This window comes from Mycobacterium sp. pR1184 (assembly GCF_041287235.1).
GTDB lineage: Bacteria > Actinomycetota > Actinomycetes > Mycobacteriales > Mycobacteriaceae > Mycobacterium.
In genome coordinates this window covers 84346-104846 of the sequence record NZ_JBGGKR010000011.1, presented here as the reverse complement: position 1 = coordinate 104846, position 20501 = coordinate 84346, and the positions used below count along the sequence as shown (strand labels likewise).

General features: G+C 63.9%; 21 protein-coding genes. 15 read left to right on the top strand and 6 right to left on the bottom strand.

The features are described from left to right. Positions 1 to 8: 8 nt before the first annotated feature. The gene (locus ACAG21_RS19620; protein ID WP_370497924.1) at positions 9 to 830 is read right to left on the bottom strand and encodes an enoyl-CoA hydratase/isomerase family protein; all 822 of its coding nucleotides are present in this window, start codon (positions 828 to 830) and stop codon (positions 9 to 11) included. 129 nt (positions 831 to 959) lie between these two features. Between ACAG21_RS19620 and ACAG21_RS19615 the strand changes: the two genes are divergently transcribed. Both ACAG21_RS19615 and ACAG21_RS19610 read left to right on the top strand, forming a co-directional pair. Further along, positions 960 to 1637: a hypothetical protein gene (locus ACAG21_RS19615; protein ID WP_370497923.1), complete on the top strand. Its 678-nt coding sequence runs from the start codon at positions 960 to 962 to the stop codon at positions 1635 to 1637. Further along, on the top strand, positions 1634 to 2524 hold the full coding sequence (locus tag ACAG21_RS19610; protein WP_370497922.1) for an enoyl-CoA hydratase/isomerase family protein: 891 nt from the start codon (positions 1634 to 1636) through the stop codon (positions 2522 to 2524). The genes ACAG21_RS19615 and ACAG21_RS19610 overlap by 4 nt, the downstream gene beginning before the upstream one ends. A 15-nt stretch (positions 2525 to 2539) precedes the next feature. Here the strand turns inward: ACAG21_RS19610 and ACAG21_RS19605 are convergent, their stop codons facing one another. Beyond that, complete coding sequence (locus ACAG21_RS19605; protein WP_370497921.1) at positions 2540 to 3346, bottom strand: TetR/AcrR family transcriptional regulator; 807 nt, start codon at positions 3344 to 3346, stop codon at positions 2540 to 2542. A gap of 252 nt (positions 3347 to 3598) precedes the next feature. Between ACAG21_RS19605 and ACAG21_RS19600 the strand changes: the two genes are divergently transcribed. After that, positions 3599 to 4396 carry an SDR family NAD(P)-dependent oxidoreductase gene (locus ACAG21_RS19600; protein WP_370497920.1) on the top strand — a complete coding sequence of 266 codons (798 nt, stop codon included), beginning with the start codon at positions 3599 to 3601 and terminating at the stop codon, positions 4394 to 4396. A 33-nt stretch (positions 4397 to 4429) separates the two neighbouring features. Continuing rightward, positions 4430 to 5434 carry a dihydrodipicolinate synthase family protein gene (locus tag ACAG21_RS19595; RefSeq protein ID WP_370497919.1) on the top strand — a complete coding sequence of 335 codons (1005 nt, stop codon included), beginning with the start codon at positions 4430 to 4432 and terminating at the stop codon, positions 5432 to 5434. An 86-nt stretch (positions 5435 to 5520) separates the two neighbouring features. On the opposite strand, the gene ACAG21_RS19590 is transcribed toward ACAG21_RS19595, so the two are convergent. Next, positions 5521 to 5739 (bottom strand): CsbD family protein, encoded by a 219-nt coding sequence (locus ACAG21_RS19590; protein WP_370497918.1) that lies wholly within the window; start codon positions 5737 to 5739, stop codon positions 5521 to 5523. A gap of 98 nt (positions 5740 to 5837) precedes the next feature. Further along, on the bottom strand, positions 5838 to 6131 hold the full coding sequence (locus tag ACAG21_RS19585) for a hypothetical protein (protein WP_370497917.1): 294 nt from the start codon (positions 6129 to 6131) through the stop codon (positions 5838 to 5840). A gap of 235 nt (positions 6132 to 6366) precedes the next feature. Here ACAG21_RS19585 and ACAG21_RS19580 point away from each other — a divergent pair, with 235 nt between their 5' ends. The 11 genes from ACAG21_RS19580 (at position 6367) to ACAG21_RS19530 (ending at position 18076) form a co-directional block, all read left to right on the top strand. Further along, positions 6367 to 7224 (top strand): enoyl-CoA hydratase, encoded by an 858-nt coding sequence (locus ACAG21_RS19580; RefSeq protein ID WP_370498030.1) that lies wholly within the window; start codon positions 6367 to 6369, stop codon positions 7222 to 7224. Between the two features lie 18 nt (positions 7225 to 7242). Next, the gene (locus ACAG21_RS19575) at positions 7243 to 8445 is read left to right on the top strand and encodes an amidohydrolase family protein (protein WP_370498029.1); all 1203 of its coding nucleotides are present in this window, start codon (positions 7243 to 7245) and stop codon (positions 8443 to 8445) included. 12 nt (positions 8446 to 8457) lie between these two features. Next, positions 8458 to 10113, top strand: a complete 1656-nt coding sequence (locus ACAG21_RS19570) for an acyl-CoA synthetase (RefSeq protein ID WP_370497916.1) — start codon at positions 8458 to 8460, stop codon at positions 10111 to 10113. After that, positions 10110 to 10940, top strand: coding sequence for an amidohydrolase family protein (locus tag ACAG21_RS19565; RefSeq protein WP_370497915.1), 831 nt, complete (start codon positions 10110 to 10112; stop codon positions 10938 to 10940). Before ACAG21_RS19570 ends, ACAG21_RS19565 begins: the two co-directional genes overlap by 4 nt. A gap of 20 nt (positions 10941 to 10960) precedes the next feature. Further along, positions 10961 to 12022 (top strand): acyl-CoA dehydrogenase family protein, encoded by a 1062-nt coding sequence (locus ACAG21_RS19560; RefSeq protein WP_370497914.1) that lies wholly within the window; start codon positions 10961 to 10963, stop codon positions 12020 to 12022. A 13-nt stretch (positions 12023 to 12035) separates the two neighbouring features. Further along, on the top strand, positions 12036 to 13229 hold the full coding sequence (locus tag ACAG21_RS19555; protein WP_370497913.1) for an acyl-CoA dehydrogenase family protein: 1194 nt from the start codon (positions 12036 to 12038) through the stop codon (positions 13227 to 13229). Positions 13230 to 13340: 111 nt separating this feature from the next. Further along, positions 13341 to 13610: a metal-sensitive transcriptional regulator gene (locus ACAG21_RS19550; protein ID WP_096441666.1), complete on the top strand. Its 270-nt coding sequence runs from the start codon at positions 13341 to 13343 to the stop codon at positions 13608 to 13610. 269 nt (positions 13611 to 13879) lie between these two features. Next, positions 13880 to 14311: an MmpS family transport accessory protein gene (locus tag ACAG21_RS19545; RefSeq protein ID WP_370497912.1), complete on the top strand. Its 432-nt coding sequence runs from the start codon at positions 13880 to 13882 to the stop codon at positions 14309 to 14311. Beyond that, entirely contained in the window at positions 14308 to 17295 is a 2988-nt protein-coding gene (locus tag ACAG21_RS19540) for an RND family transporter (RefSeq protein ID WP_370497911.1), read from the top strand. The genes ACAG21_RS19545 and ACAG21_RS19540 overlap by 4 nt, the downstream gene beginning before the upstream one ends. Beyond that, the gene (locus ACAG21_RS19535) at positions 17285 to 17659 is read left to right on the top strand and encodes a hypothetical protein (RefSeq protein ID WP_370497910.1); all 375 of its coding nucleotides are present in this window, start codon (positions 17285 to 17287) and stop codon (positions 17657 to 17659) included. Before ACAG21_RS19540 ends, ACAG21_RS19535 begins: the two co-directional genes overlap by 11 nt. Positions 17660 to 17713: 54 nt before the next feature. Then, the gene (locus ACAG21_RS19530) at positions 17714 to 18076 is read left to right on the top strand and encodes a carboxymuconolactone decarboxylase family protein (protein ID WP_370497909.1); all 363 of its coding nucleotides are present in this window, start codon (positions 17714 to 17716) and stop codon (positions 18074 to 18076) included. Between the two features lie 43 nt (positions 18077 to 18119). Here the strand turns inward: ACAG21_RS19530 and ACAG21_RS19525 are convergent, their stop codons facing one another. Together ACAG21_RS19525 and ACAG21_RS19520 are read right to left on the bottom strand one after the other, a co-directional pair. Beyond that, positions 18120 to 19268: a thiolase family protein gene (locus ACAG21_RS19525; RefSeq protein WP_370497908.1), complete on the bottom strand. Its 1149-nt coding sequence runs from the start codon at positions 19266 to 19268 to the stop codon at positions 18120 to 18122. After that, positions 19265 to 20482, bottom strand: a complete 1218-nt coding sequence (locus tag ACAG21_RS19520; RefSeq protein ID WP_370498027.1) for a CaiB/BaiF CoA transferase family protein — start codon at positions 20480 to 20482, stop codon at positions 19265 to 19267. Before ACAG21_RS19520 ends, ACAG21_RS19525 begins: the two co-directional genes overlap by 4 nt. Positions 20483 to 20501: the final 19 nt, after the last annotated feature.

Here is a 20501-nt window from a genome sequence, read left to right as displayed (position 1 = left end):
TGTTCCCTTCACCGGCCATCGAATTTCGGCGCGCGTCGTTGCCGGAATGCTTCCAGGCCTTCTTTGAAATCGGCTGTCCGACAGGACAGTTCCAGGTTGAAGAGCTCCTGTGTCATGGACTGGCCGAGCGAGGCGTGCTGACCGTAGTTCAGGGCTTGCTTGGCCAGTCCGAGCGCGACGGTCGGTCCGTCGGCGAGGCGCACCAGCAGCTGCTCGACGGCGTCGTCGAGTTCGCCCGGGTGGGCGGCCTGGTGAATCAAGCCCCAGTCGGCCGCGTCGGCTGCGCCGACCTTCTCGCTGAGCAGCAGCATGCGCCGGGCTCGCGCCATCCCGACGAGTCGGGGCAGCAGCCAGCTGGCGCCGGAATCCGGGCTGAAACCCCGTTCGATGAACGGCTCCCAGAACACGGCATCGTCGGCCGCCACCGTGAAGTCGGCGGCGAGGGCGAGATTGCAGCCCATGCCTACCGCCCAACCCCGAACCGTGCAGACCACCGGGAGGTGGATGGTTTGCACCAGCTCGATCAGCCGGTGCGCGGCGTGCGGAATCCGGCGCACCAGGTCCCCGGTGCGCGGTCGCTGTACCCTGCCGTTGTTGGTAGCGACCCAGTCGGCGCCCGAGCAGAAGTCTTGCCCGGCGCCGCGCAGGTGGATCGCACGCAACGAGTCGTCGGCGGCGGCCTCGGTCAGCGCGCTGACCAGAATCTCGATCATCAAGTGGGTCAACGAATTACGGCGCTGCGGGCGGTCGAGGGTGAGTCGCAGAATCGCGCCGTCCCGGTGTGCGATCACCGACCCCTCGGCGTCGGCCGTATCGGCGTCGTGACTCACCGTCGGATCCGGCCTTTCTCAGCGATACGGTTACCCATACAGTAGGCAATACGATTGTTACGCTGTATAAGTTATCAAGGAAACGCTGCCGACGGAACAACCGGGTCACACCCGGTGAAAGAGGGTCGCATGCCCGAGGGGACACCGGTACGCGCCGACGATACGAAATTCGGCGAGATGCCCCTTGCCCAAACCGTGGCAGCCGCCGCAGCGATGCGGCGGCTGAGTTCACTGTTGCTCTCCCTGGAACATCCGCACCCGACGGTCGATGCGATGCTGGCGAAGTTCGGTGAATGGGAAAGCGAGCTCGCCTCCGCTGCGCCGCAGGACTACGCGCCCCGAATCGGTGAGATGGACGACGACCCGCGTCGTGTTTATCTCAACCACGCCACCGACATCGGCGCCTACAACCCGTCCTTTCCCGAGTACTCCTTCGACTACCTCGACGCCGACAAGGCCAGGGGGCGGGTCGTCTTCCCGGTCGTCTACGAAGGACCGCCGGGACTGGTGCACGGCGGCTTTCTGTCCGTGTTCTTCGACTGCGTGATCCAGCATCACAGTTGCGTCATGGGACTGTCCGGCAAGACGCGATCGCTGCATGTGAGCTTCCGGCGGCCCACGCCGCTGCTGACCGAGCTGCGCTTCGAGATTGCCCGGTCGCAGATCGAGGGAGGCATCGAGTCGACCGCACGGCTGCGGCTCGGTGACGAAGTGCTGTGCATCGGCCGGGTCAACACGTTGGCATCGCAGCCGGACAAGCTGACCGGTTACCGATTCGGCAGGCGGCGAAAGGAATCCGCGACATGACTGCCCCGAGCGACGATCGCGTGCTTTTCGAGGTCGATCCCGGCAAGAGAATAGCGACGATCACCCTGAACAATCCCAAGCAGCGCAACTCCTATGACGCCACCATGCGCGAGGCCGTCGGCCGGTGCCTGGATCAGGTGGCCGAAGACGACGATCTGACTGTGGTGCTGTTGCGCGGAGCCGAGGGAGTCTTTTCCACCGGGGCTGACATGAACAACGCATACGGCTGGTATGGCGAGAAGTCCACGGCGCCCGACGAGGCCACGCCCAAGCGCCGGCCCAGCCAGCGCAGGCGACTTACGGTGGACCGCAAGTCATTTAGCTTCTACCACAACTTCATGGGCTTCCCGAAGGTGACGGTGGGGGAGATATCCGGGTACGCCTTGGGGGGCGGCTTCGAAATGGCGTTGATGACCGACATCTCGGTGATCGCGCGTGACACCAAGATCGGGATGCCGGCGACCCGGTTCCTGGGGCCCGCGCTGGGCAGCCTGCACATGTTCTTCCACCGGTTGGGTCCGGTCCTGGCGCGGCGCCTGCTGTTGACCGGTGATGTCATCGAAGCGGGCGAGCTCGAACATCTCGGAATCTTCACCGACACTTGCGATCCCGGCGCCGTGACCGCACGGGCTCGTTACTGGGCCGAGAAGGCGGCGAAGATGCCCGCCGACGGAGTTGTGATCGCCAAGGAAGCATTCCGCCTCGTCGAGCAGTCCCAGGCGTACAACGGTGAAGAAGTCGCGAGCTATCTCTTCCACGCTTATGGCACCAACCTGCAATTCGGGCCCGACGAATTCAACTTCGTCAAAACCCGCGCCCAGCACGGCACCAAGGAGGCATTCCGGCTACGCGACGAGCACTTCCATGTGCCGGAACCCGAAGCCTAGTAACGACATTCGTGCCTAGCGGTTCGCGGTTGCCTTCGCCCGGGCACGCGGCGAAGCCGACTTTGTCGCCTTGCGCGGCCGGGATGTCGTCGATTTGGCGGCTTTCGACCCCTCGTCGATCAGCCGGCTGGCGTGGTCGAGGATGCAGGTGAGGCCGTACTCGAAATTGGTTTCATCCGGCGCACCGATCCGGTGACCTATCCGGCTCACCTGGGCGAGCAGTGGGGTGTTTTCGGGATCGATGGCAACCGCGTCCTCGATGGCACGCGGGCCGACGTCGGAGGACTGGTTCTTTTCGTAGAGCCGCTGCAGTACCACCGAGCCGCGGACGTGGACCGAAACCGCCGAATAGGTGTCGAAGGCGTCTTCGGGCGTGAGGCCGGCCTCGACCAGGTTGGAGATCGCCTTCTCCATCTCGAGGGCGCCGAGTCGGGCCGCCTTGGGGCTCAGCGCCGCGCGAATCAAAATCAGGTCGCACAGAATTGGGTTGCCCATGAACGTCTTACGCATCAAGCGGGCGTGGTTGCGCAGGGTTTCGCGCCAATCGCTGGCTTCGACATAGGGCGTTGCGAACACGTATTTGCTCAACGCGCGGTCGGTCATCGCGTTGAGCAAGTCGTCCTTCTTACGGAAATACCAGTAGATGCTGGTAACTCCGACGCCGAGGTGTTTGCCGAGCAGCGGCATGCTCAAGTTGTCGATCGAGACTTGCTCCGCGAGTTCGAATGCGCCGCTGATGATGTCATCGGGGTTGATGGACCCGCGTTCGCGTCGTTGACGCTTATCAGCGGTTGCCTGCTTTGCCACTACGGGCACCTCCATCAAAATGTATCCTGCACGTACGGTCCAGAAATCGTGCCACGATTGAATCAAATCTACTCCGCAGATGTGCTCCCACCTGCGTATATGTAGGCGTGTCGCCATTCGGGTATGACCGTCAACCGGGCTCTCGTACGCTTTTCCGTCTGCTACTGTAATACCTATCGTAGGCTTTTTGGTAAAGAAGGCTGGACGGGCGAGGATGACCGGATGCGAGCCATCGGCTGCCGCACCGCATGAGCCGCGGAAATCGTCATGGATCTAGGGCTGGGGAATGCGACCGCAGTAGTCGTCGGCGGTAGCCGCGGCATGGGTTTGGCCACATCCCGTTGCCTCGCCGAGGACGGCGCACGGGTGGCGTTGTTCGGCCGTACTCGGGCCGTCCTCGACAATGCAGTGGCGGATCTCACTGAACGTGGCAGTCCGGACGCGGTTGGGTTCGCGGTCGACATCGGTGACGCCGCGGAGGTCGACAGGGTATTCGCCGAGATTTCCACCCGATGGGAAGGCGAACTCAACGTACTGATCAATACGGTCGGGCCGGGGGCGCCGGGCAGCTTCGAAGAGCTGACCGACGACCAGTGGCGTGAGGCCGTCGAAGCCGGCGTGCTGGGGATGGTGCGCTGTGTTCGATCGGCGCTACCCCTGCTGCGTAGGGCGCAGTGGGCGCGGATCGTCAACTTTTCGGCCCATTCGACACAGCGGCAGAGTGTGATGCTGCCCGCCTACACCGCGGCCAAGTCGATGCTGACCAGCGTCTCAAAGAACCTGTCGTTGATGCTCGCCAAAGACGAGATCCTGGTCAACGTGGTGTCTCCGGGCAGCATCGCGTCCGAGTCGCTCGTCGGCTGGGCCGACTCGGTCGGCGTCGACGGTAGCGACCCCTATCGTCTGATGGAGGCCATCGACAAGCACTTTGGGCATCCGGCACATATGTCGCGTGCCGGCCTGCCGGAAGAAATCGGGCCGGTCGTCGCATTTCTCGCGTCGCGACGCAACTCCTACATGACCGGCGCCAACATCAACGTCGACGGTGGTTCAGACTTCACCTGACTCAAATCGCTTGGCCGACAAAAGGAGTGGATTGTGGCGACGGCTACTGAGGCACGCGCCTGGGCGCGCGGAGCGCTGCGAGGAATCGGCGACTCGCTCTACACGCCGTTTTGCGGCACCGACGGTGACGATATCGACTGGGACGCTTACCGGACGCTGGTGCGTTACTGCGTCGGCGATCTCGGGCACCCGATGTTGTGGTGCACGAGCGGCCTTTCCGAGTTCTGGTCGCTGACCAACGAGGAGCGCAAGCGGTTGCTGGAGGTGGCGATCGAGGAGGCGCGCCGCATCAATCCCGATGTGGTGGTGCAGTCCTGCACGGCGGCCATGTCGGCGAAGGACTGCCTGGATTTGACGCTGCACGCCCAGGAGTCGGGTGCCGACATCGTCTACATCCAAACACCGATGATGGAGGCACACGGCGGCGACGGCGTGCTGCGCTTCTTCAAATACGTTGCTGCGCGGACGGATATCGCGTTGGGCATGTTCAACTCCCCGTCCTCGGGTTATGTGTTGACCCCGGCCGAAAGCGCCCGCATTTACGATGAAGTGCCCGCGGTATGCGCCACCAAGGAGGGCGCGTTCCGGCCCGCGGCGAGCAGAATGCTGCATGAACTGGCACCAGGTCTGGCGGTGTGGGAATGCGACAAGACGGTGTATCGGGCCGGATGGCTGCGTGATGGAATCGTCTGCCCGGCACAACTCGGTACCGCCGGTTACCTGTTCGAAACCCCGCGACGGCGACTGTTCTCCGAGTATTGGGATCTGGTGATGTCCGACAAGCTGCTCGAGGCAATGGATTACGGTCGCGAGTCCGGTCTGGACCAATTCGATCTCGACGTCGGTTCGTGGTGGACCTGCTATCCGGGACGATCGGACTACTTCACCCACTGGGGAGGCGCGTTCAAGTATGCCGCTTCGCTATTGGGCCTGCCGATAGGCGCGTATCCGCATTCCCGGCCTCCGCAGGCCGAGCTGCCGCTGGCGGCCAAAGCCCAAATGGAGACGGCGTACCGCAAGCTCGGGCTCATCGACTAGCGACCGAGCGACCAAAGCCGTTGTGCTGCATCCAATACGAAGGCCCGGCCACCGAGGGGGTGACCGGGCCTTGCGAACACGCGTGACTAGTTCTGCTCGGCGCGTTGACGTGCCTCGTGGAGTTTCGCTTCGGCACGCGCCTTGTCGGCTGCAGCCTCTTTCTTCGAGGCGTTGCGCAGCGCTTCTGCCTTGTCCTGCTGCGCCTGGCCTTCGGTGATCCAGTCGTTGCGACCCGCGACCGTACCGACCACCTCCTTGGCCTTGCCGACTACGTCTTCCACGACGCCCCTGATGACGTCAACCATTGGCAATTCCCTCCTCCTGCCTAGTGGGTGCCACTACTTTCTCTTCCCAGCCGCCCGACGGGGGAAAACACGATCGGGACGTGGCGCTCGACACAGTGTCAGCGGGCCAGCCCGTTCGCGGCAGCGCCCGCCGCCACCGGCGTGGGGGATTCGGTTGCGGCCTCAGTCCCCGCCGGCGCCCCCGGATGCGCCTGCGCAGCCCGATTTCGTTGCCCTCGTACCCACAAAACGATGCCGATCATGAGCCCGATCGGTCCGAGCGCGAACAGAAATTGAATGCCCGCCCACGTCGCCTCGAATTTCATGACGGCCGATCGCGCCTGTTTCAGGCGGTGCCAGGCCGTTTTTGCTGCCTCTCTCACTGCGATCCCCTTAGTTGCCTCGAAATGCACGTCCGTCGTGTCGAGGTGTCGATAACCCGGTCCACCCTGATCCCAAACAATGCGGTGCGCATCGGGACGGATTTGAGGTCGTCCGGACCGCGGTTGCGCATCGCGAAATTCGCTGTTTGGCGTGGGTTCACGGGGCCGCTCGGACAGTTGTGGAATGCAGTACCGATAGGTATACAGTATGGGTACAAAGCCCTTTGAAATCCGCAGTCAAGCCCATCAGGAGGTGCCGCGGAAGATGTCCGGCAGCAACGGCGCCTCCCAGGACTCCCGGGCCGGCGACGCGGTGCTGTACGAGACCACCGGCAGCGGCGTCGCGATCCTGACGTTCAATCGGGCGGACCGCCTCAACGCGTGGGGTCCTGACATTGCGGCCGGGTTCTATGCCGCCATCGACCGCGCCGAATCCGACCCCGCGATCCGGGTGATCGTGCTGACCGGCCGGGGCAGGGGATTCTGCGCCGGTGCCTATTTGGGTGCGCCGAGCGCGGCGGCCAAGGTCGGCGAATCGATGGAGAAGGCCGGCGAGACGAACCTGGCCGAATTGGTGGGCGAACGACCGCCGCACTTCGTCACCACGCTGCGCAAGCCCGTCATCGCGGCCATCAACGGTGCCTGTGTCGGTATCGGCCTGACCCAGGCGCTGATGTGCGACGTGCGCTTCGCCGCTGCCGGGGCCAAATTCGGCGCCGTGTTCGCTCGCCGGGGCTTGATCGCCGAATTTGGCATCTCCTGGATCCTGCCGCGGCTGACCAGCATGGGAGTTGCGCTCGACCTGCTGCTGAGCGCACGCACCTTTCTCGCCGAGGAGGCCGCCGAGCTGGGCCTGGTCAAAGAGGTCGTGGCGGCCGACGACCTGATGAAGCGTGCCCTGGAGTACGCCGAGGACATGGCCGAAAACTGTTCGCCGGCATCGATGGCCGTTATCAAACGGCAGGTCTACGGCGACGACATCCGCGACGTCGTGGACGCCAATGCCCGTTCCGAAGTCCTGGTGCACGAGGCGATGTCGCGGCCGGACGTCATCGAAGGGATCACGAGTTTCCTCGAGAAGCGGCCCCCGCAGTTTCCAACGCTGCGCCCAACAGACGCGTAGTTCCAGGGAAGGAAGATGATGAATAGCTTGAGCTACAAGGCGATTGACGTCGATAACCACTACTACGAACCGCTGGACGCGTTCACCCGCCACCTGGACAAAGCGTTCAAGAGCCGCGGCGTGCAGATGGTCACACAGGGCAAGCGCACCTTGGCGGTCATCGGCGGCCGGGTCAATCACTTCATTCCCAACCCCACCTTCGACCCGATCATCGTGCCCGGTTGCCTCGACCTGTTGTTCCGCGGTGAGATTCCCGAGGGCGTCGATCCGGCGTCGCTGATGAAGGTCGAGCGGCTCGGCGAACACCCCGAGTACCAGAACCGCGACGCCCGCATCACGGTGATGGACACCCAGGACATCGACACCGTCTTCATGTTGCCGACATTCGGATGCGGAGTCGAAGAAGCGCTCAAGCATGACATCGACGCGACAATGGCGTCGGTGCACGCGTTCAACCTGTGGCTCGACGAGGACTGGGGCTTCGACCGCCCGGATCGTCGCATCATTTCCGCGCCGATCATCTCGCTGGCCGACCCCGTCAAGGCGCTCGAGGAGGTCGACTTCGTGTTGGCGCGCGGCGCCAAGCTGGTGCTGGTTCGTCCGGCGCCGGTGCCCGGCTTGGTCAAGCCGCGCTCGCTCGGGCATCCCAGCCACGACCCGGTCTGGGCCCGGCTGGCCGAGGCGGGAGTGCCGGTCGGATTCCACCTGAGCGACAGCGGCTATCTACACATCGCCGCCGCCTGGGGTGGCAAGGCGACGTTCGAAGGGTTTGGCGCCAAGGATCCGTTGGACAATGTGCTGCTTGACGACCGTGCCATCCACGACACGATGGCCTCGATGATCGTGCATGGTGTGTTCACCCGCCATCCGAGCTTGAAGGCGGTCAGCATCGAAAACGGTTCGTATTTCGTGCATCGGCTCGTCAAGCGCCTGAAAAAGGCAGCCAACACCCAGCCGCGCGACTTTCCCGAGGACCCGGTGCAGCAGTTACGCAACAACGTGTGGATCGCTCCGTACTACGAGGATGACCTGCCGGAGCTGGCCGAGGTCATCGGCGTCGACAAGATCCTGTTCGGTTCCGACTGGCCGCATGGCGAAGGTCTCGAATCGCCGATGTCGTTCGCCGAAGAACTGACCGCCTTCAGCGAATCGGACATCCGCAAGATCATGCGCGACAACGCGTTAGATCTGCTCGGCGTCAAAGCCACCGTGGCGGCCTAGGCGGCCACGGCAGTGAGTGAATGGACCGTCGGTGCGGTTCTCGACACCATCGCCGACGTCATCGGTGACCGCTTGATGACGGTGTGCGGATCACGCCGCAGCACCTTCGCCGAGTCGGCAGAGCGGACCAGTCGATTGGCGAACTTCTTGATCGCCAACGGTTTCGGGGTGCACCGTGAACGCGACACGTTGAACCGCTGGGAGTGCGGTCAAGACCGGGTCGCGCTGCTGATGTACAACGACCTATACCCGGACGCGTTGATCGCGTGCCTGAAGGCCCGCGTGGTCCCGGTCAACGTGAACTACAGCTATTCACCCCGGGAAATCGCCGATCTGCTCTCCTACGTCCGGCCGCGCGGCATCATCTATCACCGATCGCTCGGCGCGCGTTGCGCCGAGGTGTTGCCGTCGCCCGGTGCCGAGTTGTTGATCTCCATCGACGACGGCAGCGGCGCCGCCGAACTGCCCAGTGCGGTATCGCTGGATGATGCGCTGGCGCAGGGCGGTTCGGGGGATCCGGCGCCGGGATCACCCGACGACTTGATCATGATGTGCACCGGCGGAACGACCGGCCGTCCCAAGGGCGTGCTGTGGCGCCAAAGCGACATGTATGTGGCGTCGATGGTCGGGGCCGACCACAGCAGCGTCGACGAGATTCACGCCAAGGTACGTGGTGGCGGTCAGCCATGGTTCGCGGTCTCTCCACTGATGCATGCCGCCGGAATGTGGACGGCCTTCTCCGCGATCATGAACGGATTCACCGCGGTGCTCTACGACGGCCGGGGCAAACTCGACGTGCGCGCGGTGTGGGAGACTGCGCAGCGCGAAGGTGTGGGCATGATGACCATGGTGGGCGACGCGTACGCCGGCCCCCTGGTCGACGAGCTGCAACGAGGTTCCTACGATCTGTCGAGGCTGAATGCAATCGGAACCGGCGGAGCCGCAACGAATCCCAAGTTCAAGCGCGCGCTGATGGAAAAGTTGCCGCAGGTCACCATCATCGATGGTTACGGGTCGTCGGAATCTGGCAACATGGGATTCGGGCACAGTCAGCGCGGCACGCAGAGTGAGACCTTTCACCTCCGCGAGGGCGCAGCGGTGGTGTCGGAGGATCGCCGCAGGTTCTTGGCGCCCGGTGATCCCGAGATCGGCTGGGTGGCGCGCAGCGGCCGGATTCCGTTGGGCTACTTCGACGACGCCGAGGCCACCGAGCGCACTTTCCCGGAGATCGAAGGCACCCGGGTGGTGATCCCCGGCGACCGGGCCAGTATCGAATCGGACGGCACCCTGCGCCTGTACGGTCGTGATTCGTTGGTGGTAAACACCGGCGGTGAGAAGGTTTTCGTCGAAGAGGTCGAAGAGGTGCTGCGTAGCCACCCCGGCGTCGCCGACGCACTGGTGGTGGGGCGGCCCAGTGATCGCTGGGGCCAGGAAGTCGTCGCACTGGTCGCGGTCGCGCCGGACGCAGCCGCCGTCGACGAAGCCGAACTCGCCGCATTGTGCAAGTCGCAGCTGGCGCACTTCAAAGCGCCCAAGGCCATCTTGTTCGTCGAGCAGGTCCAGCGGCTCGGCAACGGCAAACCAAACTACCGATGGGCTAAACAAGCTGCCGCAGAACAGCTTCCGGCTGCGGCATTGGCCGGCGCCGAGGCGGAAGGGCCAGCATGAACGAGAAAGCGATCGACTGCCTGGTCAACGTGCATTTCGGTGAGGCCGACTCCCAGCCGACCTGGATGCTCAAGGTCCGCGACGACTACTTCAAGGGCCCGCGGTCGATGTTCGCGCCGGTCGACCTGTCCGAGCTGCTCGACGAGATGGACGGCCACGGTGTGCGGAAGGCCATCCTGATGGACAACCTTGCCGGTCCGTCGACTACCGCGCGCAAATTCGTCGAAGCCAAGCCGGATCGATTCGCCCTGGCCATGGGTGGCGTCAACCTGCTGCGCCCGGTGGGGCCGTTGCGTGAACTGACCGCCATCGTGCGCGACCTGCCGGTCGCGTATGCCGTAGTGGGACCCAGCTTTTGGGGCGACGGCCAATACCCGCCCAGCGATGCCGTCTACTACCCGCTCTACGCCAAGTGTGCGGAACTCAACCTGCCGCTCTGCGTCAACACCGGTATTCCGGGGCCACCGATCCCCGGAGAGGTGCAAAACCCCATTCACCTCGACCGGGTGTGTGTGCGGTTTCCCGAACTGAAGCTGTGCATGATCCACGGCGCCGATCCATGGTGGGATGTCGCTATCCGGCTCATGCTCAAGTACGAAAACCTGCGCCTGATGACCTCGGCCTGGTCGCCCAAGCGGCTGCCGGAAAGCCTGCTGCACTACATGCGCACCCGCGGCCCGAACAAGGTCATCTACGCATCCGACTGGCCGGTCCTGCGGATGCACCGGGTGATCCCCGAAGCCCGCGCGCTGGACCTACCCGCCGAGGTACTGGACAACTACCTGTACAACAACGCACAGGAGTTTTTCTTCGGCGATCGTGCCTGAGATACGACAGGAGCACAGAGATGGACCGCTTCGAGCTACGCAGACTGGACTACAGCCTGTCTGACCACCACGTGGATCTGCAGAATGCCTACAAGCAATTCTTCAAGACCCACTGCTCCATCGAAACGGTGCGCGCCGCAGAGCCTTCCGGATTCGACAAGAACCTGTGGGAGCGATTGTGCGCCATGGGTGCGACCACGATGGCGTTGCCGGAGTCCTGCGGCGGAGACGGCGCCACACTGGTGGACCTGACCCTGGTGGCCGAAGAGATCGGGCGGTCGCTGGCTCCGGTCCCGTGGATCGATCACGTGTGCACGGCGCGGCTGCTGGGCCGGCTGGGCGCGCTGGGTGACGACACTGCCGGGATCGCCGACGGCGAGCAACTCGCGGGCCTCGACGCGCGGATCGACGGCCCGCCGGCCGGGGTACGTCTGATCCCCACCGGGTCGATCGCCGACCACATCGTCGTCCGCGATGGCGACCAGGTGGTACGCCTGACATTCGGGACGCGGCCCGCCAAGGTCGACAATCTCGGCCGGTTGCCGATGGCCTGGGTCGATCCGGCCAGCGCCGACAATCGCACGGTCGTGGCGCAGGGGCCCGAAGCGCTGGCGAACTACGAACTCGCGCTGGACGAATGGCGACTGCTGACCGCGGCTGCTCTGGTGGGCCTGGTCGAGGAGACGATGACCATCGCGGCCGAATTCGCCAAGACCCGTTACACATTGGGTGTTCCGATCTCGACGCTGCAGGCCATTTCGCATCCGCTGGCCAACATGGCGATCACCGTTGCGGGCGGGCGAAACCTGGCCCGGCGGGCGGCCTGGTTCCTGGACAATGAACCGGGCGAGCGGGCGGAGCTGGCGCCGTCGGCGTTCGTGTTCATGTCGGAGGAAGCCGCCAAGGCGGCAACCATGGCCGTCCACATCCAAGGTGGACTTGGTGTTTCGTCCGAAGCCGCGGCGACGGCCTACCTGGTCCGTGCCCGGGGATGGCCGCTCGCGGCCGGAGACCCCGGCGCCACCGCGAAGCGTGTCGCCGAGATCGTGACCGCCCGCGAGAGCGCCGCGGCAGCCGTCTAGGACAGGAGCAAACATGGACTTCTCCCAGGTGGAGCTTTCCGATGAGGACAAAGCGTTTCGCGAGGAATTGCGCAGTTTTCTGAAAACCCATGTGACCGAGGAAGTTCTGCGGCGCGATCGCGAGACCGGTGACAACTTCGACGAGGGTGTGCATCTGGCACTCGGCGCCGCGGGTTATCTGTCATCCGAATGGAAGCCGGAATCCGAGGGCGGATTCAGTCGTGTGCGCCGGCGCATCTACGAGCTGGAGAAGCGCCGCGCTCACGTTCCGTGGGTGACCTGGGGGACGACGGCTATGGTGGCCCGGTCGGTCGCGCGGTTCGGCTCGGCCGAGCTGCAGGATGAGGTGATGCCGCGAGTTTTCAGCGGCGAAGTCCGGCTCTGCCTCGGTTATACCGAGCCCGAGGGCGGTTCCGACATCGCGACCTGCAAAACCCGCGCCGTGCGCGACGGCGACAACTGGGTGATCAACGGTTCGAAGATGTTCACCACCGGCGCGCACAACTGCCAGTACGTCTTCCTGATCACGAACACCGCCCCGGACGCGCCAAAGCACAAGAGCCTGACCATGTTCCTGGTGCCGTTGGACTCCCTGGGCATCGAGATCCAGGGCATCCGCACCGTGGACGGCGACCGGACCAACATCGTCTACTACAGCGACGTCCGCGTCGAGGACAAGTACCGACTGGGCGACGTGAACGCCGGTTGGACGGTGCTGCGCGAGCCGCTCAACACCGAGCACGGCGCCGTGGCGGCCGCACCCGACGGCCTGCAGGACACCTCGATCATGATGCACCAGGCCGGTTCGATGGCGCTGGCGGTCGACAACGCCGTGAAGGCCGTGACGCGGCGGGATCCCAACGGGCGCAGGCTCGTTGACGACCAGTCCGTCGCGTACCGGCTCGGCCGCAGCGTCGCCCGGTTGGAGGCGGCGTTGTCATCCCCTAACATCTACGGGCGAGTGGCGATCGCCCAGACAATGCGCGATATCTCCCCGGACCTGATGGACATCCACGGCGCGGCCGCGACGTTGCCGTTCGGCGCCGACGGGGCCGCCGATGACGGCAGCGCAGAATACGTCTACCGGTTCGCACCGTTGGTGGGAATTTACGGCGGCACGCTCGAGGTGTTCCGTAACATGATTGGCCAGTACACGCTGGGACTGGGAAAGCCCAACTACTCACCGCCCGTCAAGAAAATCTCCTAGCCCCGCGCCACACACCAACCCCTCGGCTCAAGCGGCCCCTGGTATCACGCTGCGGAATACCCCCGGGGGAATGATGGCTTATATTGGCATATAACAAGCGAGGGGATCGTGATGGTTGGTGACGAGGACAGCATCGCTGCCGTGTTGAATCGGTTGCGGCGCGCGCAAGGCCAGCTGGCCGGCGTTATTTCGATGATCGAGCAGGGCCGCGATTGCAAGGACGTGGTCACGCAGCTGGCCGCGGTCTCCCGCGCGCTTGACCGCGCCGGATTCAAGATCGTGGCCACCGGTATGCGCGAATGCTCAACCGGAAAGGGCGCGAAGGGCAAGAAGCCGCTGACGGAAGAAGAGTTGGAGAAGCTCTTTCTGGCTCTGGCCTGACCCATCGATTCTTAGCGCAGCCGCTGGGCGGTTGCATGATGAGGAACTCCCTAGCACGCTGACCTGGGCAAAGTCCCTCTTTTTCGTAGTTGATACCCTACCGGGTATGGTATAAACAGATTGGCTGCGCTCAGGAATAGCAGGGAGGCTGACGTGCGATCGGCTGGAAGTGTCCGTTCTGCGCATCCGAATCAGGGCCGAACGACCCTGTTTGGTCCGCTAGGCCGGCGCGAAACTGACAACACGAGGCAATGAGAGCGAAAACACCGATGTTGAGATTCCTCCAGCGAGCATGGGTGCCGATCGTGGTCGTGGTGGCGATCGTGCTGGGCGGCATTGCCGTTATGCGCCTGCGCGGTGTCTTCGGCTCCGACGCGATCTTCACCGCGACCGGGAGCAGCGCCGAACCGCTCGAACCGACGCATATCAAGCGGGTGACATATGAGGTTTACGGGCCCAGCGACACGGCTGGAAGCGTGAGTTACCTGAACAAGAACGCCCAGTCCGAACAAGCGATGTTCACGCGGCTGCCCTGGACTTACACGATAGACACGACGGTGCCGGCCGTGATCGCCAACGTGGTGGCACAGGGCGATAGCGACAACATCGGATGCCGCATCACTGTCAACGGCGAGGTCAAAGACGAGAAATCCTCGGCCGGACACCACGCACAAACTTCATGTTTGGTGAAGGCCGCATGAGCACCGATAGCGACGCTCGTCCGAAATTCATGCGGTTCGTCCGCACCTTCGCGGTGCCGATCCTGATAGCTTGGCTGCTGCTGACCGTTGCCTTGAATGTGCTTGTGCCGCCGATCGAATCGGTCGCCCGCAACCACGCGGTGACGATGTCGCCGCAGGATGCACCAGCGATGGTCGCCGCGAAGCGCATCGGCTCGACGTTCCACGAATCCGATTCCGACAGCACCGCGATGATCGTCCTGGAAGGCGACAAGCCTCTCGGAGATGACGCGCACCGCTATTACGACGGCTTGGTGAACAAGCTGCTGGCTGACCCCAAGCACGTGCAGCATGTCCAGAACGTGTGGGGAGACCCGCTCACTGCCGCCGGTGTGCAGAGCAGGGACGGCAAAGCTGCATACGTCCAACTCAATCTGGCCGGCAACCAGGGCAGCACCCAAGGCAACGAGTCCGTCAAAGCTGTGCGCGAGGTCGTTGACAAATCAGCACCGCCCAACGGGATCAAGGTCTACGTGACGGGTCCGGCGCCGCTCACCACCGATATGAATGAGGCCGCCGACAAGAGCATGCTCAAAATGATGGGCGTGACGGGCGTGGTCATCATGATCATGCTGTTCATTGCCTATCGTTCGGTCAGCACAATGCTGTTGGTTTTGGCCATGGTCGGCTTCGAGATGGGTACGGCCAGGGGCCTTATCGCGTTGCTGGGCAACTACGGGCTGTTGGGCTTCTCGACGTTCGTCGTCGCGATGCTGTCCTCGTTGGCGATCGCGGCGGGAACGGACTATGCGATATTCCTGATCGGTCGCTATCAGGAGGCCCGCCAGGCCGGTCAGGATCGAGAAGCCGCCTACTACACGATGTTTCGCGGGACCTTTCACATCATCTTGGGCTCGGGGTTGACGATCGCCGGTGCCACCTTCTGCCTCCACCTGGCGCGACTGTCGTACTTCAAGGCATTGGGCATTCCGTCGGCTCTGGGGTTGCTCGTGGTGGTCGCGGGTGCGCTCACCGCGGCCCCGGCCGTGGTCGCGGTGGCAACTCGATTCGGCTTGCTCGACCCGAGACGGATGATCAAGACGCGTGGCTGGCGGCGCATCGGGACCGCGACCGTCCGCTGGCCGGGCCCGGTGTTCGCGGCCTCGCTGATCATCGCGATCGTTGGCATTTTGATCATGCCGAGCATGAAGGTCAGCTATAACGACCGCTTCTACATACCCGGGACCCTGCCATCGAATGTCGGATATGCCGCCGCGGAGCGGCATTTCAGCGCCGCCACCATGAATCCCGACATCCTGATGATCGAGGGCGATCACGACATGCGCAACAGCGGCGACATGATCATCTTGGACAGAATCGCAAAGGATGTCTTCCGCTCCCCGGGCATCGCGATGGTGCAAAGCATTACCCGCCCGTTGGGCGGCCCGATTGAGCACACCTCGATACCGTTCCAGATCAGTGCCCAGTCGATTCCGATCCAGCAGAACCTCCAATTCATGAGGGACCGCACGGCGGACATGCTCACGATGAGCGACGATCTCGGCGCGATGATCGCCTCGATGGAGCGGATGCAAGGTTTGCTCGGGCAGCTGAGCGGCACTACGCATCACATGGTCGGCGACATGGGCGAGATGCAAGCCACGCTGAACGAGATGCGGGACCATCTGTCGGATTTCGACGACTTCGCACGGCCGTTCCGCAACTATTTGTATTGGGAACAACACTGTTTCAACATCCCGGTGTGCTGGGCGTCGAGGTCGGTGTTCGAGGCGATCGATGGGGTGGACAAGTTCAGCGAGAACATGAGCACGCTGATCAAGGACATGGGCAACGTCGACGCGATCATGCCCCAGATGCTGGCCCAGTTCCCGCCGATCATCGCGGTCGCGAAGTCCATGCAAGCGACCCTGCTTACCATGCACAGCAGCTTCTCGGGCCTGCTCACGCAAATGGCTCAGATGACCGATACCGCCAGCGCGATGGGTCAGGCCTTCGATGCCTCACGCAGTGGCGACTACTTCTACCTGCCACCGGAAGCATTCCAGAATCCCGACTTCCAGCGGGGTCTGCAGCTCTTCCTGTCACCGGACGGCAAGGCCGCGCGCTTCATCGTCACCCATGACGCGGACCCGGCCACCCCGGCCGGCATCTCGGCGGTCAAGCCGGAACTGGCCGCCGCGCACCAAGCGGTGAAGGGCACGGCCCTGACCGATGCCAAGTTCTACCTCGCCGGGACCGCCGCCATCTACCGTGACATTCAATCGGGCTCTCAGTACGACCTGCTGATCGTCGGGATTGCCGCTCTGACACTGATTTTCGCTGTCATGGTGATTATCACCCGGGCACTGGTGGCGTCCTTGGTGATCGTCGGAACGGTGCTGTTGTCGCTCGGCGCCGCGTTCGGTCTCTCGGTGCTGGTATGGCAGCATCTCTTCGGCCTGGATTTGAACTGGATCGCACCCGTGTTCGGCTTGATCATCCTGCTCGCGGTCGGCTCCGACTACAACCTGCTGCTGGTGTCGCGCTTCCAAGAGGAGATCGGAGCCGGGCTGAGAACCGGCATCATTCGCTCGATGGGTGAGACGGGTGGGGTAGTCACCTCGGCGGGCCTGGTCTTCGCCTTCACCATGATGTCGATGGCCGCCAGCGATCTGAGCTCTATTGGGCAGGCCGGCACGACAATTGGTCTGGGCCTGCTGTTCGACACGCTGATCGTGCGCTCGCTGATGACGCCGTCGATCGCTGCCTTGCTGGGACGCTGGTTCTGGTGGCCGATCCGCGTGCGCCCACGCCCCGCCAGCTCGATGCTGCGGCCTTTCGGGCCGCGTCGGCTGGTTCGCTCCCTCCTACTGGGCGAGGACGCGGCCGCGGCCAATTGTGGTTCGTCGACGTCAGCGGCGCCGGCGATGGTGGGCGCTAGTAGGGCCGATGGTCCCTACCGCAGGGCCGCAGCTGTGGGACATCATTCGAATCATGACGGATGAATCTGAATTGGAGGCCCCTCGCGCCACCTCGGGCGGGCAGCCTCCCGTTGCCGAACAGCGCGACCGGCCGAGCCGGCTCGGTCAAGCCGTTGCGTGGGTGGTCATCACGGCCGGTGTCGTGTTCGTCGTTGCGGTGATCTTCTACTCCGGACTTATGTTGGGCTGGTCTTCGGGCCGTGAGCATGGCTGGGATCGTGATGGCTGGCCCGGTGGCCGCATGCATCCCGGCATGACGGGCTGCCCGATGATGAACTCAGGCGGCATGATGGGCCCGGGGGGCATGATGGGCCCGGGAGGCCCGGGCACGTCGCAGACGCCAGGACCGTCGCAGACGCCCGGACCGTCGATACCGCCGCGCCCATAGCCGTGTTGCCATGCTCACGGGAATACCCCGGCGGGTATATGGATTGTAAATGACATGAGCGATCACAACCACTATCAAGGCGTTTTGAACGACCTGAACACGCAGCACCGCGCGCTGCGGAAGATGATCCCGGATGTGTACCGGGGATTTGGCGAAATGAGCAAGGCGGCACTGACTTCCGGTGCTCTGGATACCAAGACGAAGGAACTTATTGCGCTGGCAATCGGGGTGGTGGCGGAGTGTGACGGCTGCATCGCCTCACACGCGCAGGGAGCCGTTCGTGCCGGTGCCTCCAAAGCGGAAGCCGCCGAGGCCATTGGCGTGAGCATTCTGATGCACGGCGGTCCGGCCACGATTTACGGCGCTCGTGCCTACGATGCGTTCTGCGAATTCGTTGATGCGCAGAACGTGAACTGAAGCGAAATCGCCTACCGGGTGAACTGAGCCATCGACGGTCGCGTCAGGTCGTCAGGATGGTGGCCGCGGCGGTGCCGGGTGCGCCGTACAACTGGGTGAACCCCACCTTCGGATTGCCGGCCACCTGACGGTCACCCGCGTCACCGCGGAGTTGGCGGACGATCTCGTGGATCTGCCGCAGCCCGGAGGCGCCGATAGGCTCGCCGTTGGCGATCAGCCCGCCGTCGGTGTTGACCGGCATCGGGCCACTGATCTCGGTAGCGCCGTCGGCCAGCAGCTTTTCCTGGTCGCCGTGCTCGCAGAACCCGCACTCGGCCATGTGGATGATCTCGGCGCCGGCATCGGTGTCCTGCAACTGGATCACGTCGACGTCGGCGGGCGCGACACCGGCCTTCTCGAACGCGGCACGGGCGGCGTAAACCGTTGGCGCGACGTCTTCTTCGACTGGAGCGCATGTGGTGTTGACCTCGTAGGCGCCGTAACGCCGGGTGCGGACTTCCACAGCCTTCAGGTAGACCGGCTTGGCGGTGTATCGGTGCGCGATGTCGGCCCGACACATCACCGCCGCGGCGGCGCCTTCGTCGGGTGCGCAGAACATGTATTGGGTCAGCGGATAGTTGAGCATCGTCGAGTTGAGGATGTCTTCTTCTGGGATCGGCTTACGGCGAAACGCGCATGGGTTCAAGGCTCCATTGCGGAAGTTCTTGGCCGCAACCTTGGCCAGCGTCTCCCGCGAGATGTTGTGGTCGTGCAGGTACCGGTTGGCCTTCATGCCGAAGAACTGGGTGGTCAGATATTGCCCGTTCTCCGCATACCAGCTGGGCATGCCCACCAGTGCCGGGTCTTCGGTGAAGGCCCCGCGCGGGTGCTTGTCCAAGCCGATCGCGATGCCGATGTCGTAGTCGCCCAACCGAATCCCGTCGGCGCAGGCCTTGACCGCGCTGGCCGCCGTCGCGCACGCGTTGAACACGTTGGTGAACGGGATGCCGGTGAGCCCGATCATGCCGACGATCGCATCCGGATTGGCGACGGTCCAGCTGCCGCCGGTGGCGAATTGCACATCCTGCCAGGCGATACCGGCGTCGGCGAGCGCGGCGATGATGGCGTCCACACCCATTTGCATCGCCGACTTGCCCTCGAAACGGCCGAACGGGTGCAGACCGACTCCGATGATCGCGACGTCATTCGTCACGCAATGGCTCCCGCATTCTTGAGTTCCTCGATGCGATCCCAATCCATTCCGATCTCCATCAAGACGATCTCGGTGTGCTCGGAGGCCTGCGGCGCCCGAGTGGTTTCCAGCGGCTCGTGGTTGAACTGGACGGGCCCGCGGACGACCTTGAACGGTGCTCCGCCGGCTGCGACTTCGACCTCGGCGATCATGTCGTTGGCGATCGCCTGCTCGTCGTTGGCCAGGTCGAGCAGGCTCTGAAACGGCGCCCATTGGCCCTTCATTGTCTTGAGGTGCTGGCGCCAGTACTCAAAGGGCTTGGCGGCGAACGCTTTCGCGATCAGCTCGGCGGCCGCGCTGGCGTTCTGAATCAACGGGAGCACCTCAGAGAAGCGCTCATCGTCGGCGGCCTCGGGGATGCCGAGGTGCTCGAAGGTGTCCCGGATCAGGCCGGTCGGACTGATGATGCACAGGTTGATCGTGCCGCCGTCGGATGTTTCGTAGTTGCCCATGAACGGATTCACCGACATCGCGCCGGCCGAACCCGGCATCGGCGTGCGCATCACCTCTCCGGTCTCCATGCCCTGGGTCATGCTGGCGCCGGCGGCCCACCACGCCGTGCTCAACAGCGACACGTCCAGTTCGACCGCCTCCCCGGTGCGTTCGCGATGCAGTAGCGCCGCCGAGATGCCCCCGGCGATGAACATGCCCCCAATGGAATCGCCGAACGCGGGAATGCCTTGTCCCAGCGCGCCTCCCAGCTCCTCGGGAGTCAGCGCGTAACCGATACCGCTGCGCGTCCAAAATGCCGTTCCGTCGTAGCCACCGACGTTGCGCTCGGCACCCTTGTCGCCGTAGGCCGAACCGCGGGCGTAGATGATGTTCGGGTTCACCGCGCGAATGTGCTCGAGGTCGAACTTGTGCTGTTGGCGCTGAGACGGCTTGTAGTTGGTCAGAAACACATCGGAAGTCTTGGCCAGGTCGTAGATCACTTCCTGCCCGCCGGGAGTGGACACGTCGATCCCGACGCTGCGCTTGCCGCGGTTGGGATGCTCCATCAGCGGATGCCGGTCGGGGTTGACCTGAATGCCGCCCATGTTGAGGAAGCCACGTTGGGTATCACCACGCAGCGGGTGCTCGACCTTGATCACGTCCGCGCCCCAGTCGGCAAGGATCGCTCCCGCCGCCGGGACGAACGTGAACTGGGCAACCTCGAGGACACGAATGCCCTGCATTACCTTGACCATTTCTCCC